Origin of the sequence: Pseudomonas syringae, assembly GCF_021606685.1 — a bacterium.
Taxonomy (GTDB): Bacteria; Pseudomonadota; Gammaproteobacteria; order Pseudomonadales; family Pseudomonadaceae; genus Aquipseudomonas; species Aquipseudomonas syringae_R.
Map to the genome: position 1 here is coordinate 1 of NZ_WKCB01000043.1, position 15046 is coordinate 15046.

At 61.4% G+C, this 15046-nt stretch carries 14 protein-coding genes; 8 read left to right on the forward strand and 6 right to left on the reverse strand.

The genetic code is table 11. The features are described 5' to 3' along the window. Positions 1–180: 180 nt before the first annotated feature. Entirely contained in the window at positions 181–1749 is a 1569-nt protein-coding gene (locus GIW02_RS16835; RefSeq protein ID WP_236411426.1) for a phospholipase D family protein, read from the reverse strand. A 62-nt stretch (positions 1750–1811) separates the two neighbouring features. Continuing rightward, complete coding sequence (locus GIW02_RS16840; RefSeq protein ID WP_236411428.1) at positions 1812–3236, reverse strand: aminotransferase-like domain-containing protein; 1425 nt, start codon at positions 3234–3236, stop codon at positions 1812–1814. Between the two features lie 166 nt (positions 3237–3402). Between GIW02_RS16840 and GIW02_RS16845 the strand changes: the two genes are divergently transcribed. After that, positions 3403–3627, forward strand: coding sequence for a DUF1127 domain-containing protein (locus tag GIW02_RS16845; RefSeq protein ID WP_236411493.1), 225 nt, complete (start codon positions 3403–3405; stop codon positions 3625–3627). Here the strand turns inward: GIW02_RS16845 and GIW02_RS16850 are convergent, their stop codons facing one another. Further along, positions 3628–4920, reverse strand: coding sequence for an NAD(P)/FAD-dependent oxidoreductase (locus GIW02_RS16850; RefSeq protein ID WP_236411430.1), 1293 nt, complete (start codon positions 4918–4920; stop codon positions 3628–3630). A 115-nt stretch (positions 4921–5035) separates the two neighbouring features. Between GIW02_RS16850 and GIW02_RS16855 the strand changes: the two genes are divergently transcribed. Next, positions 5036–5389, forward strand: coding sequence for a YkgJ family cysteine cluster protein (locus GIW02_RS16855; protein ID WP_236411432.1), 354 nt, complete (start codon positions 5036–5038; stop codon positions 5387–5389). Positions 5390–5521: 132 nt separating this feature from the next. Here GIW02_RS16855 and GIW02_RS16860 read toward each other — a convergent pair whose 3' ends face one another. Beyond that, positions 5522–6010: an Lrp/AsnC ligand binding domain-containing protein gene (locus tag GIW02_RS16860; RefSeq protein ID WP_003176896.1), complete on the reverse strand. Its 489-nt coding sequence runs from the start codon at positions 6008–6010 to the stop codon at positions 5522–5524. A gap of 156 nt (positions 6011–6166) precedes the next feature. On the opposite strand from GIW02_RS16860, the gene dadA reads away from it, so the two are divergent. The 6 genes from dadA to GIW02_RS16890 all read left to right on the forward strand — a co-directional run bounded on the left by dadA (position 6167) and on the right by GIW02_RS16890 (position 12267). Continuing rightward, the gene (gene dadA / locus GIW02_RS16865) at positions 6167–7468 is read left to right on the forward strand and encodes a D-amino acid dehydrogenase (RefSeq protein WP_236411433.1); all 1302 of its coding nucleotides are present in this window, start codon (positions 6167–6169) and stop codon (positions 7466–7468) included. Continuing rightward, complete coding sequence (locus GIW02_RS16870) at positions 7440–7793, forward strand: RidA family protein (protein ID WP_236411435.1); 354 nt, start codon at positions 7440–7442, stop codon at positions 7791–7793. Before dadA ends, GIW02_RS16870 begins: the two co-directional genes overlap by 29 nt. 80 nt (positions 7794–7873) lie before the next feature. Continuing rightward, on the forward strand, positions 7874–8947 hold the full coding sequence (alr, locus tag GIW02_RS16875) for an alanine racemase (protein WP_236411440.1): 1074 nt from the start codon (positions 7874–7876) through the stop codon (positions 8945–8947). Positions 8948–9063: 116 nt separating this feature from the next. Further along, on the forward strand, positions 9064–9612 hold the full coding sequence (locus GIW02_RS16880; RefSeq protein ID WP_003176893.1) for a cupin domain-containing protein: 549 nt from the start codon (positions 9064–9066) through the stop codon (positions 9610–9612). A 181-nt stretch (positions 9613–9793) separates the two neighbouring features. Continuing rightward, positions 9794–10207 carry a c-type cytochrome gene (locus GIW02_RS16885; protein WP_236411494.1) on the forward strand — a complete coding sequence of 138 codons (414 nt, stop codon included), beginning with the start codon at positions 9794–9796 and terminating at the stop codon, positions 10205–10207. Positions 10208–10344: 137 nt separating this feature from the next. Next, on the forward strand, positions 10345–12267 hold the full coding sequence (locus GIW02_RS16890) for an acetyl-CoA hydrolase/transferase C-terminal domain-containing protein (RefSeq protein WP_236411441.1): 1923 nt from the start codon (positions 10345–10347) through the stop codon (positions 12265–12267). Between the two features lie 60 nt (positions 12268–12327). On the opposite strand, the gene GIW02_RS16895 is transcribed toward GIW02_RS16890, so the two are convergent. After that, entirely contained in the window at positions 12328–12900 is a 573-nt protein-coding gene (locus tag GIW02_RS16895) for a xanthine phosphoribosyltransferase (RefSeq protein ID WP_003195447.1), read from the reverse strand. Positions 12901–12958: 58 nt separating this feature from the next. After that, a complete protein-coding gene (gene rep / locus GIW02_RS16900) occupies positions 12959–14968 on the reverse strand; it encodes a DNA helicase Rep (protein ID WP_236411443.1) in 2010 nt (669 codons plus the stop codon). Positions 14969–15046 lie beyond the last annotated feature (78 nt).

Here is a 15046-nt window from a genome sequence, read left to right on the forward strand (position 1 = left end):
TGGTGGTGCTGTTGCTGCGCCAAGGGGCATTTGGCGCCGCACAGCCGGCCTGACCTTGAAATGCATTCAAAATGTGGGAGGGGGCTTGCCCCCGATAGCGGCGGATCAGCCAGGACTTGTTGTGCCTGACACACTGTAATCGGGGGCAAGCCCCCTCCCACATTTTGAACTGTGATGATTCTAGAGCATGCGCTCAAGGCCGACGCTGGTGGCGAACCAGGCATTGAACCTGCGCCACCAACTGCCCGGCTCACGGGTCAGGGTGTGCAACTGGCCGTTGTCCTCGGTTACCCACACCACTTGGCCATCCTGCAGTTTCGCTTCGTAGCTCAAGGCCGGGGCCATGCCTTGCAGCGCCAGGTTGCGCACGTGCTCGGCCAGCTCGGGGCTGTCGACCAGCACGCCGACTTCGGTGTTCCACAGTACCGAGCGTGGGTCGAAGTTGAAGGAGCCGATAAACGACTTCGTGCGATCGAAGATCATTGCCTTGCTGTGCAGGCTCGAGTCCGAGCCCCGGAAGGTGCCGCGCCGGAACAGGTGCGGTCCACTGCCGGCGCTGGGGTCGCCCGGCTGGCGGCGCAGTTCGTAGAGTTTTACCCCGTGCTCCAGCAGCGCCTTGCGATAGGGCGCATAACCGCCGTGCACGGCGGGCACGTCGGTGGCTTCCAGAGCGTTGGTCAGCAGGCTCACCGACACGCCGGCGTCGGCGCGCCCCGTCAGGTACACCAGCCCAGGCTGCCCCGGTACGAAATACGCCGAGATCATCATCAGCTCATGGCTGACGCCCTCCAACTCCGGGGCCAACTGGGTGGTCAGCAGCAGCCGAGGGTCCGGGTCGGCCTTGGACAGCACCTTGCTCGGCGCGTCCCACAGTGCCTGGTTCCAGGCCCAGATCAGCTCGCGGCGCCAGGTGTCCATGCGCGGCTGGGTCTGGTAGGTGCGCAGGCGGTTGTACAGCGCGTGGTTCTGCTGGCGTGAGTCGGCCAGCGAGGCTTGCAGGCGCACGCGGGCGGCGGCCAGGTCGCCTTTGGACGGGGTGATGGAAACGAAGTCATCAATGGGTTTGCTCAGGGCGCTGTTCCAGTACTGGTCGAAACTGTGGCCGAGCTGCTCGGCCACCGGGCCCACGCTGAGCATGTCGATATCGGTGAAGTTCAGGTTGGGCTCGGCGTCGAAGTATTCATCCCCCAGATTACGCCCGCCGACGATGGCCACGCTGTTGTCCGCCAGCCACAACTTGTTGTGCATGCGCCGGTGTTGCAGCGACAGGTTGAACAAGCGCCCCATGGCCCGCGTCACGCCGGTGCTGCGGCCCAGGTGCAGGGGGTTGAACAGGCGAATCTCGATGTGCGGGTGAGCGGCGAGGGTGGCGATGATCTGGTCAAGGCCGTCGCTGGTGGTGTCGTCCAGCAGGATGCGCACGCGCACGCCACGGTCGGCGGCCTTGAGCAGTTCGTCCACCAGCATGCGTGTACTGATGCCGTCATGCACGATGTAGTACTGCAGGTCGAGGCTGGTCTGGGCGTTGCGGATCAGCTCGGCGCGGGCCATGAAGGCTTCGCTGCTGTTGGGCAGCAGGCGAAAGCCGGAGCGGCCTTGATAGGGCGCGGCCTGGGCCTGGATCGAACGGCCGAACGATGATTGCGCGGCGGGCAGCGCGTCGCTGGGGATGCGCGGTGTCGGCGTGGTGGCGCAACCGCCCAGGGCCAGGGCTCCCAACAGGAAAAACGGTAAAAGCCGTTGAATCATCAAGGGAGTCGCTTCCAGATCAGGGCGGTTGTCGGCATATGACGGCAATTTCCCGCGAAAGGTCAGTCGCTCGCCTCAGCGAGCATGTTGATTGCTGTCGCGCCAACTTTGCGTACCGCCTCTTCAATCTGCGCGGTTGGCTTGGCAGCGTAGTTCATGCGCAGGCAGTTGCGGTACTTGCCCGATGCAGAAAAGATACTGCCCACCGCGACCTGTACGCCTTGCTCCACGAGGGTGCGGTTGAGCTTGAGGGTGTCGAAGCCTTCTGGCAGCTCGATCCACAGCATGAAGCTGCCTTGTGGGCGGCTGGCGCGGGTGCCGGCCGGGAAATAACGGCTGACCCAGTCGAGCATCAGGTCGCGATTACGCTGGTATTGGGTGCGCATCCGCCGCAAATGCGGTTCGAAATGCCCGCCCTTGAGGAATTCGGCAATCGCAATCTGCGGCTGCGTGGCGGTTGAGCCGGTGCTGATGTATTTCATGTGCAGTACCCGTTCCAGATAACGACCGGGAGCCACCCAGCCGATGCGCAACCCGGGCGCGAGGGTTTTCGAGAAGGAGCTGCACAGCAATACGCGGCCATCTTCATCGAACGACTTGATGGTGCGCGGGCGTGGGTAGCTGTAGGCCAGTTCGCCATACACATCGTCTTCGATGATCGCCACATCGAAGCGCTGGGCCAGGGTCAGCAGCGCGCGTTTACGCGCCTCAGCCATGATGTAGCCCAAGGGGTTGTTGCAGTTGGGGGTCAACTGGATGACCTTGATCGGCCACTGTTCCAGCGCCAGCTCCAAGGCTTCCAGGCTGATGCCGGTGATCGGGTCGGTGGGGATTTCCAGGGCCTTCATGCCCAGGCCCTTGAGGGTCTGCATGGCGCCGTGGAAGCTGGGAGAGTCCACCGCCACGATGTCTCCCGGCTCGCAGATCGCATGGATGCTGGCGGACAGCGCCTCATGGCAACCGGTGGTGATCACAATGTCTTCGGCGGTCAGTTGGCAGCCGGAATCCAATGACAGTCGGGCAATCTGCTCACGCAGCTCCATACAGCCGAGAATATTGTCGTAATACAGCCCTGGCAGGTCCTGGCGCCGACTGACGCGGGCGAGGCTGCGTAGCAGGGGTTTGAGGGTCGGTGACAATACATCCGGCATGCCACGGCCCATCTGTATTACGTCTTTGCGCGGCACCGCGCGAATCAGCTCCAGCACCTGGTCCCACTGGGAAATATCCACCGGGCGCTGAGCCGGACGGCCGACTTCGGGCAGCGCCGGCAAGTCGCGGCCAACCGGAACAAAGTAGCCGGATTTCGGCTTGGGCGTTGCCAGGCCGTTGTCTTCCAGCAACCGATAAGCCTGTTGCACGGTGCTCAGGCTGACCCCATGTTCGACGCTCAAGGCCCGCACGGAAGGCAATCGATCGCCGGGGCGATAGAAGCCCTGCTCGATGCGCGTGCCCAGTAATTGCGCGAGGTTGACGTACAGGGTCATGGCGATCGCTCCCAAGAGACCATTACAGATGGGGCGAAAATACAGGATTCAGCCACGTAAAGGCAGCGTCTGTATGGATTTAATAAAGATAGGTTGAATCTGTAATGGTTTTTGCCGCTCGCCCATGCTGTTCACTCATGGCAACAAGCAAATGAGGGGCAGCAAAATGAACGGCATGACGGATGTGCGGCTGGTGTTACACAGTCAGGAACTGCAGGCGGAGCAGGCGCGGGCGACGTCGCCGCGTAACGTCAGCCGCTGGCATCTGTTCTGGCATCGTCGCCATACACGCAAGGCGCTGTTGCAATTGACGGGCGAGCAACTGCTCGACGTCGGTTTGACCGCCGAGCAGGCGCGCCAGGAAGGCTTGAAACCCTTCTGGCGCGAGTGATCAGAGCAGCTCTTTGAGCCGGTGCCAGAGCATCCCCAGCGCCAGCAAGGGTGAACGCAGGTGTTTGCCGCCAGGGAAGGTGATGTGCGGCACCTGGGCGAACAGGTCGAAACGCCCCTGTTGCTGGCCGCTGATGGCTTCGGCCAGCAGCTTGCCTGCCAGGTGCGTGGCGTTGAGACCATGGCCGGCGTAGGCCTGGGCGTAATACACATTGGGTTGATCGGCCAGCCGACCGATCTGCGGCAGGCGGTTGGCACCGATGCCGATCATGCCGCCCCATTGGAAGTCGATCTTGACGTCGGCCAACTGTGGAAACACCTGCAACATCTTGGGGCGCATATAGGCGCCGATGTCCTTGGGGTCGCGCCCGGAATAGTGGCAGGCGCCGCCGAACAGCAGGCGGCGGTCGGCAGACAGGCGGAAGTAGTCCACCGTCACGCGCTGATCGCACACCGCCATGTTCTGCGGCAACAGGCTGGCGGCCTGCGCCGCGCTCAATGGCTCGGTGGCAATGATGTAGCTGCCGGCGGGCAGCACTTTGCCGCTCAGCTGCGGATTCAGCCCATTCAGGTAGGCATTGCAGGCCAGTACCAGGGTGGTGGCGCGCACGCTGCCTTGGGCGGTGTGTACCTTGACCTCGGGGCCGTAGTCGATACGTGTCACGTGGGATTGCTCGAACAACTGCACGCCCAATTGCTGCGCGGCGGCGGCTTCGCCCAGCGCCAGGTTCAACGGGTGCAAATGCCCGGAGCCCATGTCGATCATGCCGCCCACGTAGCGCTCGGAGCCGATCACGCTGCCCATCTCGCCGGCTTGCAGCAGGCGCACTTCATGGCGATAGCCGAGGCTGCGCAGCTCCTCGGCGTCCTGCGCGAGGCCGTGCAGGTCGCGCGGCTTGTTGGCGAGGTCGCAGTAGCCCCAGGTCAGGTCGCAGGGGATCTGGTAGCGCTCGACGCGCTCGCGCACGATCTCCACGGCTTCCAGGCCCATCAGCTTCATCTGGCGCACGCCGTCGGTGCCGATCACGTGGGTGAACTGGTCCAGGCCGTGGCCGACGCCGCGAATCAACTGGCCGCCGTTACGCCCGCTGGCGCCCCAGGCGATCTTGCGCGCCTCCAGCAGCACCACGTTAAAGCCGCGTTCAGCCAGCTCCAGCGCCGTGTTGAGCCCGGAAAACCCACCGCCGACCACGCATACATCGGCACTCACTTCGCCGGTCAACGCCGGGTAATCGGGTTGCGGCACGCTGCTGGCGGCGTAGTAGGAAGCGGTGTGCCGGGCGCTGGCAGTCATGGGGAGCATCCCTGTTTGGAAAATTTGACGCAGGATACAGCGGTCGGACGAAGCTGTCTGCGCAGGGCGTTTTGCGTCAGAATCCACGCCTATTCGCCGTTGGGTATGTGTGTCGATGAGTTGCAACAGTCAGAAAATCAGCGCGCTGCGCAGGCAGATCCCCTCGTTCGAATGCGTTCCGGGTTGCCACGACTGCTGTGGGCCGGTGACCACTTCACCTGAGGAAATGTCGCGCCTGCCGCGCAAGACCGCCGCCGAGCAGGACGCGGCCATGGATGAGCTGAACTGCGTGCACCTCGGCCCCCAAGGCTGCACGGTGTACGACGAACGCCCGCTGATCTGCCGGCTGTTCGGCACTACCAAGACCCTGCCATGCCCCAACGGGCGGGGGCCGGTTGAGCTGATTCACCCACGGGTGGAGAAGCAGATCCATGCGTACATGGCGAGCACCCGGCAGGTGCTGGTCTAGCAGATGTACGCGGTCAAAATGTGGGAGGGGGCTTGCCCCCGATAGCTGTGGGTCAGTCAGAGATTTATCAGCTGATACACCCTCATCGGGAGCAAGCCCCCTCCCACATCTTGACTGAGTTGTACCAGGCAGTTAGTCCGGAATTGGCAGGTTCAGGCTCTCCTTCACCTCTTCCATCACGATATAGCTCTTGGATTCGCGCACGTGGGGCAACTTGAGCAAGATATCGCCAAGCAATTTACGGTAAGACGCCATCTCCGAAATCCGCGCTTTTACCAGGTAATCAAAGTCCCCCGACACCAGGTGGCACTCCAGCACGTGGGGCAGTTTGAGCACTGCGCGGCGGAATTCCTCAAAGGTGTCGCCAGACTTGTAATCCAGGCTGATCTCGACAAATACCAGCAAACTTCCCTTCAAATGCTGCGGATTAAGCCGCGCGTTGTAGCCCATGATGATCCCTTCACGCTCCAGGCGGCGTACCCGCTCGGTGCACGGCGTGGTCGACAGCCCGACCTTTTCCCCCAGCTCAGTGAACGAAATTCGCCCGTCGGTTTGCAGGATGCGCAGGATGTTGCGGTCGATCTTGTCCAGCTCCCGCTTAGTCTGGGTGTTGGTACGCATAGGGGATACGCCTCTGTGAAAAGGGTTTTTGCCGAGAATTGTCGCCAAATATAGGCAGTTATATAGTGAAATGCACTGGAGATTGTTTTTTACACTGCGCACATCATTGCTCGAATAACACACGTCAGCGGCCACGCCCGCGATGAGGATATAAAAATGCGCGTTCTGGTCTTGGGTAGCGGCGTCATTGGTGTGACCAGTGCCTACTATTTGGCTCGGGCCGGTTTTGATGTGGTCGTGGTCGACCGTCAACCTGCCGCTGCCATGGAAACCAGCTTCGCCAATGCCGGCCAGGTATCTCCTGGCTATGCCTCGCCATGGGCCGCGCCAGGCGTGCCGCTCAAGGCTATCAAGTGGCTGCTGCAGCGCCACGCACCGCTGGCAATCAAGGCCACGGCCGATATCGATCAATACCTGTGGATGGCGCAGATGCTGCGCAACTGCACCGCCAGCCGTTATGCGGTGAACAAGGAGCGCATGGTGCGCCTGTCCGAGTACAGCCGTGACTGCCTCGATGAGTTGCGTGCCGAAACCGGCATTGCCTACGAAGGCCGCAGCCTGGGGACTACGCAGCTGTTCCGCACCCAGGCCCAGCTGGATGGCGCGGCCAAGGATATCGCCGTGCTGCAAGACTCCGGCGTGCCGTTCGAGCTGCTCGACCGTGCCGGTATCGCCCGCGTTGAGCCGGCCCTGGCCAGCGTCACGGATATCCTCGCCGGCGCCTTGCGCCTGCCGAATGACCAGACGGGTGACTGCCAGATGTTCACCACGCGTCTTGTCGACATGTGCATGCAGCTGGGCGTGGAATTCCGTTTCGAACAAGACATCCAGCGCCTCGACTACGCCGGCGATCGCATCAATGGCGTGTGGATCGACGGCAAGCTGGAAACCGCCGACCGCTACGTACTGGCCCTCGGCAGCTACTCGCCGAAACTGCTCAAGCCGCTGGGGATCAAGGCGCCGGTGTACCCGCTCAAGGGCTACTCGCTGACCGTGCCGATCACCAACCCGGCGATGGCGCCGACGTCGACCATCCTGGACGAGACCTACAAGGTCGCGATCACCCGGTTCGACAACCGCATCCGCGTCGGCGGCATGGCGGAAATAGCCGGTTTTGACCTGTCACTTAACCCGCGTCGACGCGAAACCCTGGAGATGATCGTCAACGACCTTTATCCTCAGGGCGGCGACTTGGCCGAGGCCAGTTTCTGGACCGGCCTGCGCCCGACCACACCCGACGGTACGCCGATTGTCGGTGCCACGCCGTTCAAGAACCTGTTCCTGAACACCGGCCATGGCACCCTCGGTTGGACCATGGCGTGCGGCTCCGGTCGTTTGCTGGCCGACCTGATCGCGAAGAAAACCCCGCAGATCAGCGCCGAAGGCCTCGATATTTCCCGTTATGGCAACCACCAGGAGTCCGCACGACATGTCAATCCAGCGCCAGCTCACCAATGAGCGCATGAGTCAGATCGTTGTTCACAACGGCACTGTGTACCTGGCCGGGCAAGTCGGTGACGACCTGAACGCCGGGATTGAACAGCAGACCCGTGAAACCCTGGCCAATATCGAGCGTTTGCTGGACCTGGCGGGCACCGACAAAAGCAAACTGCTGTCGGTGACGATCTACCTGAAAGACATTGATGCCGACTTTGCCGGCATGAACGCGGTGTGGGATACCTGGCTGCCCAAAGGCGTCGCCCCGGCCCGTGCTACGGTTGAAGCCAAATTGTGCGAACCGCAAATCCTGGTAGAGCTGTCCGTCGTGGCTGCGCTGCCTTAAACAACGATCCCTCTCCCGGTGCCGATGCTGTCTGTCGGTGCCGGTTTTTTCTTCACTCTGCCGCCTAGAAGCCTGCCGCCATGCGTCCTGCCCGTGCCCTGATCGACCTCCAAGCCCTGCGCCACAACTACCAATTGGCCCGTGCAGTCACGGGGGCCAAGGCCCTCGCCGTGGTCAAGGCCGACGCCTATGGTCATGGCGCCGTGCGCGTGGCCCAGGCACTGGAAGCCGAGGCCGACGGATTTGCCGTGGCGTGCATCGAGGAGGCGCTGGAACTGCGCGCCGCTTGCATCCGCGCCCCGGTGCTGTTGCTGGAAGGGTTCTTCGAAGCTGACGAGTTGCCGCTGATCATCGAACATGATTTGTGGTGTGTGGTGCACTCGCTGTGGCAATTGGAGGCCATCGAACAGGCCCCGCTGAGCAAACCGCTGAACATCTGGCTCAAGCTCGATTCGGGCATGCACCGCGTCGGCCTGCACCCCAAGGATTATCACGAGGCGTACCAGCGCCTGTTGGCCAGCGGCAAGGTCGCCAAGATCGTTTTGATGAGCCACTTCGCCCGCGCCGATGAACTCGACTGTGTGCGCAGCAATGAACAGGTCGCCGTGTTTGACGCCGCGCGCCAAGGCTTGTCGGCAGAGGTCAGCCTGCGTAACTCGCCGTCGGTGATGGGCTGGCCGAATGTGTCCAGCGACTGGGTGCGCCCAGGCATCATGCTGTACGGTGCGACGCCGTTTGGTGAAGACCAGGCCATCGCCGCGCGCTTGCAACCGGTGATGACCCTGGAGTCGAAAGTCATCTGCGTGCGTGAGTTACCGGCCGGCGAGCCGGTGGGTTACGGCGCCAAGTTCATCACGCCCAAACCGATGCGCATCGGCGTGGTTGCCATGGGCTATGCCGACGGTTATCCGCGCCATGCGCCGACCGGCACGCCGGTACTGGTGGCGGGTCAGCGCAGCCAATTGCTCGGGCGTGTGTCGATGGACATGCTGTGCATCGACCTCACCGATGTGCCGCAGGCCGGTCTGGGTTCGACCGTTGAGCTGTGGGGCAAAAACATCCTCGCCAGTGACATTGCGGTCGCCGCCGAAACCATTCCTTACCAGATTTTCTGCAACCTGCGCCGCGTGCCAAGGCTCTATTCCGGCGCCTGACCGCCAGGTACGAACGCCGCTGCCCGGGATTTAGGCCCAAGTGTTGTAAATACTGAACGCTGTCGCCATGATAACGCTCAACTACAACAAAGCCTGAATCCTAGGAGGCTCCTGCATTGGACGTCGGCGAACGACTGCAATCCATCCGTAAACTCAAGGGTCTTTCCCAGCGCGAGCTCGCCAAGCGTGCGGGTGTCACCAACAGCACCATTTCGATGATCGAAAAAAACAGTGTCAGCCCCTCGATCAGCTCCTTGCGCAAGGTGCTGGGCGGCATCCCCATGTCCATGGTCGAGTTCTTTTCCGAGGAGATCCTCCAGGAAATACCGACCCAGATCGTCTATAAAGCCAATGAGCTTATCGATATCTCTGACGGCGCCGTGACCATGAAGCTGGTAGGCCGGGCGCACCCCAGCCGGGCGATCGCGTTTCTCAACGAGATTTACCCGCCGGGCGCCGATACAGGCGAAGAAATGCTCACCCACGAAGGCGAGGAAACCGGGATTCTGGTGGAAGGCCGCCTGGAATTGGTGGTCGGTCTTGAAACTTTTGTGCTCGAAGCCGGCGATAGCTACTACTTTGAAAGCACCAAGCCGCATCGTTTTCGCAACCCGTTCGACGTGCCGGCGCGACTAATCAGCGCAGCCACACCCGCGAACTTTTGACAAAAGAGGCGTCCTGCCAGCGTTGCAGAGACACCCGTAGCTGTATCCGCGAGGCTTAATCTCCCTTTATTTAATAGGGTTGTTTCGGCCGCACGGGCTAACCGTTATACTTTCGCCGCCTGCGAAACCGTGGCCGCAGGCGTGAATAGCCACCATTGAGGGTGAACGCGTGAACCTAATTATGAAAATGCTGGCTGCACCAGCAACCGTACTGGCCCTTTGGGCTGTCAGCGCTCAGGCTGCGACTGTTAACGATGAAATTGCCAAGCGCCTTGAGCCTGTCGGGCAAGTCTGCGTCCAGGGCCAGGAATGCAAGGGCATGGAAGTGGCCGTCGCCTCCGGTGGAGGCGCTGCGAAGACGCCGGATGAAATCATCGCCAAGCACTGCAACGCGTGCCACGGTACCGGCCTGTTGGGCGCGCCGAAAATCGGCGACACCGCCGCCTGGAAAGAACGCGCCGACCACCAGGGCGGCCTCGATGGCATCCTGGCCAAGGCGATCACCGGTATCAACGCCATGCCACCCAAAGGCACCTGCGCGGATTGCTCGGATGACGACCTGAAAGGCGCGATCAAGAAGATGTCCGGCCTGTAACCCGCCGACCTTCGCCAAAAATGCCGCTTACGAGCGGCTTTTTTGTGCCGCGGATTTGGCTTTCGAGGCTGTTCATTGCAGCAAAGACCCGGCAAGCTCGGTCCAACCCCTAATCATGGAATGTTCAGGAGGGTCGGATGGTGCAGTTGTGTTCAATCGAGCAAGCAGTTGACGACGTACTGGCGCGGTTGCCGGCGCATATCCACATGGGCATGCCCCTGGGTCTGGGCAAGCCGAACCTGTTTGCCAATGCGTTGTACCGGCGCATTGCCAAGTTGCCGGAGCGCTCGCTGACGATCTACACCGCGCTGAGCCTGGGCCGCCCTCCATTGGGTGATGGTTTGCAGAAGCGCTTTCTCGAACCTTTTATCGAGCGGGTGTTTGGCGATTATCCCGAGCTGGATTTTCTCGCCGACCTGCACAAGGACAGCCTGCCGAAAAATATCCGCGTGCAGCAGTTCTTCATGCAGCCCGGCAGCCTGCTGCACAGCGAACAGGCGCAGCAGGACTACGTGAGCAGCAACTACAGCCACGCAGCCCGCGACATCAATGCCGCCGGCCTCAACCTGGTGGCGCAACTGGTGGCCAGCAGTGCCGAACACCCGGATCGCCTGAGCCTGAGCTGCAACCCCGATATCACCCTCGACCTGCTGCCGATGATCGCCAAGCGCCGTGAGGCGGGGGAAACCATTCTGGTGGTCGGCCAGGTCCACAGTGATTTGCCCTACATGCCGGGCGATGCCGAATTGGGCATGGATGAATTCGACTACTTGCTCGACGAAAAGGACAACACCACGCTGTTTTCCACACCGAACATGCCGGTGGGGTTTCAGGACCACTTTATTGGCTTGCATGCCAGCACCCTGGTGCGCGATGGCGGCACATTGCAGATCGGCATCGGCTCCATGGGCGACGCGTTGACGGCTGCGCTGTTGGCCCGCCAAGCCGACAATGAGTCGTACCGCTTGCTGCTGACAGACCTCGACGTGTACCAGTGGGCCCCCTTGATCAGCCGTGAAGGCGGCGTCGAACCCTTCGCCCGTGGCCTCTACGGTTGCAGCGAAATGTTCGTCAACGGCTTGCTGGTGCTGGCGGACGCCGGCATCGTGCGACGCAAGGTGTACCCGGATGTGGCGACCCAGGAGCAGGCCAACGCCGGCCTGATCGACGATGCTGCGCAGCCCGATGGGGTGTCGATCCACGGCGGGTTCTTCCTCGGGCCGCGCAGTTTTTACCAGCGCCTGCAGGAAATGACCCACGCCAAGCGCCTCGGATTCAACATGACCCGCATCAGCTACATCAACGAGCTGTACGGCCAGGAAGCACTCAAGCGTTTGCAGCGCCTGGATGCGCGCTTTATCAACAGCGCGATCATGGTGACGCTGCTCGGCGCCGGTGTGGCCGATCAGTTGGAAGGCGGTGGTGTGCTCAGCGGCGTGGGCGGGCAGTACAACTTCGTGGCCCAGGGGCATGCGCTGGAGGGCGCGCGTTCGATCTTGATTCTGCGCAGCTGGCGCGAGTCGGCGGGGGAGGTCAGTTCCAATATCGTCTGGGAGTACGGCCACTGCACGATCCCTCGGCACCTGCGGGACATTGTCATCACCGAGTATGGAATCGCCGACCTGCGTGGGCAGACGGATGCCAAGGTGATCGAGGCATTGCTCAATATCACCGACTCACGTTTCCAGGCCGACTTGATCGAGCAGGCACAAAAGGCTGGCAAGTTACCCAAGGATTTCAAGCTGGACCCGCGCTTTGCAGACAATACGCCGGAGCGGCTACAGGGTATTCAAGCGCGGCATCGCCGGCTGTTCCCGGAGTATCCGCTGGGCAGCGACTTCACGGATGAGGAGCGGGACCTCTTGCGGGCGTTGAACTGGCTCAAGAGCAAATTCAAGCTGACGGAGATTCTGGAACTGGGCAAGGCGGCGCTGGATGCACCGGAGCCGGAGGCGTTTCCCGAGCATTTGAAGCGGATGCGCCTGGATCAGCCGGAGGGGCTGAAAGAAGACCTCTACCAGCGCCTGCTGCTCGCCGGCCTCCAGGCCACCACGCACTAACAATCAACACAAAACCAAATGTGGGAGGGGGCAAGCCCCCTCCCACATTTTGAATCGCGATTACTCGATGAAGGTGACTACACCACCCGCCAGCGACTTCACCCGCGCCAGCGACTCAACCCGATAACCCTGCGCGTCCAGCTCCGCACGGCCACCCTGGAACGACTTCTCGATCACAATCCCCAAACCGGCAACGGTCGCGCCAGCCTGCTTGATGATCGAGATCAGCGCCTGGGACGCCTTGCCGTTGGCGAGGAAGTCGTCGATCACCAGCACGCGGTCGCTGCTGGTGAGGTGGCGCGGGGAGATGGCCACGGTGCTTTCGGTTTTCTTGGTGAAGGAGTACACCGTTGCCGACAGCAGGTTTTCAGTCAGGGTCAGCGATTGCTGCTTGCGGGCGAAGATCACCGGCACGCCGAGGTTCAGGCCGGTCATGATTGCCGGCGCGATGCCAGAGGCTTCGATGGTGACGATCTTGGTGATCCCCGAATCCTTGAACAGCGCGGCGAATTCGTCGCCGATCAGCTTCATCAGCGCCGGGTCGATCTGGTGGTTCAAAAAGGCGTCGACCTTGAGTACCTGATCGGAAAGCACGATGCCTTCTTCGCGAATTTTCTTGTGCAGTGCTTCCACGGAAAGCTTCCTCTAATGGCGCGTTGTGCGCCGAAAGTAGATTAAAAAGTAGTCGATTCTAGCGCTTTAACATCGCGCGTATATCCGCCAGGGCGGTGTTGCCGCGAACTGCTTTCACCTCGGTGGGGGTGTCGTCATTGCCTTCCCAGGCCAGATCGTCCGGCGGTAGCTCGTCCAGGAACCGGCTGGGGGCACAATCGATGATTTCGCCGTATTGCTTGCGCTTGGCGGCGAAGGTGAAGGCCAGGGTCTGACGCGCGCGGGTAATGCCCACGTAGGCCAGGCGGCGTTCTTCCTCGATGGTGTCGGCTTCGATACTGGAGCGGTGCGGGAGGATTTCCTCTTCCATGCCCATGATGAACACGTAGGGGAATTCCAGGCCCTTGGACGCATGCAAGGTCATCATTTGCACCCCTTCGGCGCCGTCTTCCTCTTCCTGCTGGCGCTCGAGCATGTCGCGCAGCACCAGCTTGCCGATAGCGTCTTCGACGGTCATTTCGCCGTCTTCGTCTTTTTCCAGGGTGTTCTTCAGCGCTTCGATCAGGAACCAGACGTTGCCCATGCGGTAATCCGCAGCCTTGTCGCTGGAGCTGTTGGTGCGCAGCCAGTTTTCATAGTCGATGTCCATGACCATGCTGCGCAGGGCGCTGATCGGGTCTTCGCCGGCGCACTGCTCGCGCACCTTGTCCATGAAGCGCTTGAAGCGCGACAGGCGATCGGTGAAGCGCGTATCGAGGTGTTCGCCCAGGCCGATTTCATCGGTGGCGGCGTACATCGAGATTTTGCGTTCGGTGGCGTAGTTGCCAAGCTTTTCCAGGGTAGTCGAACCGATTTCCCGGCGTGGGACGTTGATCACCCGCAGGAAGGCGTTGTCGTCGTCCGGGTTCACGATCAGCCGGAAGTAGGCCATCAGGTCTTTTACTTCCTGGCGTCCGAAAAAGCTGTTGCCGCCCGACAGGCGATAGGGGATCTGATGGTGCTGCAACTTGAGCTCGATCAGCTTTGCCTGATAGTTGCCGCGATACAGGATCGCAAAGTCGCTGTAGGGCCGGTCGGTGCGCAGGTGCAGCGTCAGCAATTCGACCGCCACGCGCTCGGCTTCGGCATCTTCGTTGCGGCAGCGGATCACGCGGATCTCATCGCCGTGGCCCATTTCGCTCCACAGTTGTTTTTCAAACTCGTGGGGGTTGTTCGAGATCAGCACGTTGGCGCAACGCAGGATGCGGCTGGTGGAGCGGTAGTTTTGCTCCAGCATCACCACTTTCAAGGACGGGTAGTCGTCCTTGAGCAGCATCAGGTTTTCCGGGCGGGCGCCGCGCCAGGCGTAGATCGACTGGTCGTCGTCGCCCACCACGGTGAACTGGTTGCGCGTGCCGATCAGCAGCTTCACCAGCAAGTATTGGCTGGCGTTGGTGTCCTGGTACTCATCCACGAGCAGGTAGCGGACCTTGTTCTGCCACTTCTCGAGGATGTCTTTGTGCTCTTGGAACAGCTTGACCGGCAGCAGGATCAGGTCGTCGAAGTCCACCGCGTTGAACGCCTTGAGCGTGCGCTGGTAATGGGTGTAGACGATGGCGGCGGTCTGCTCCTTGGGGTTGCGCGCGGCTTCCAGGGCTTCGGCGGGCAGGATCAGGTCGTTTTTCCACGAGCCGATCATGTTCTTGATCTCGTCCACGCCGTCGTCGCCGGCGTACTCCTTTTGCATGATGTCGGTCATCAGGGCTTTGACGTCGGTCTCGTCGAAGATCGAGAAGCCCGGCTTGTAGCCCAGCCGCACATGCTCCTTGCGGATGATGTTCAGCCCCAGGTTGTGGAAGGTGCACACGGTGAGGCCACGGCCTTCGCCACCCTTGAGCAGGGTGCCGACACGCTCTTTCATTTCTCGCGCGGCCTTGTTGGTAAAGGTCATGGCGACGATGTACTGAGCGCGGATGCCGCAGCTCTGGATCAAGTGCGCGATCTTGCGGGTGATCACGCTGGTCTTGCCGGAGCCGGCACCGGCGAGCACCAATAGAGGGCCGCCGACGTAGTTCACGGCTTCTTGCTGCCGGGGATTGAGTCGGGACATACGGAATTCAGGGAGTCGTTATTCAAAAGGGCGGGCATTTTAACAGGCTGGCAGGATTCTGCTTCCTCAGAACGACAG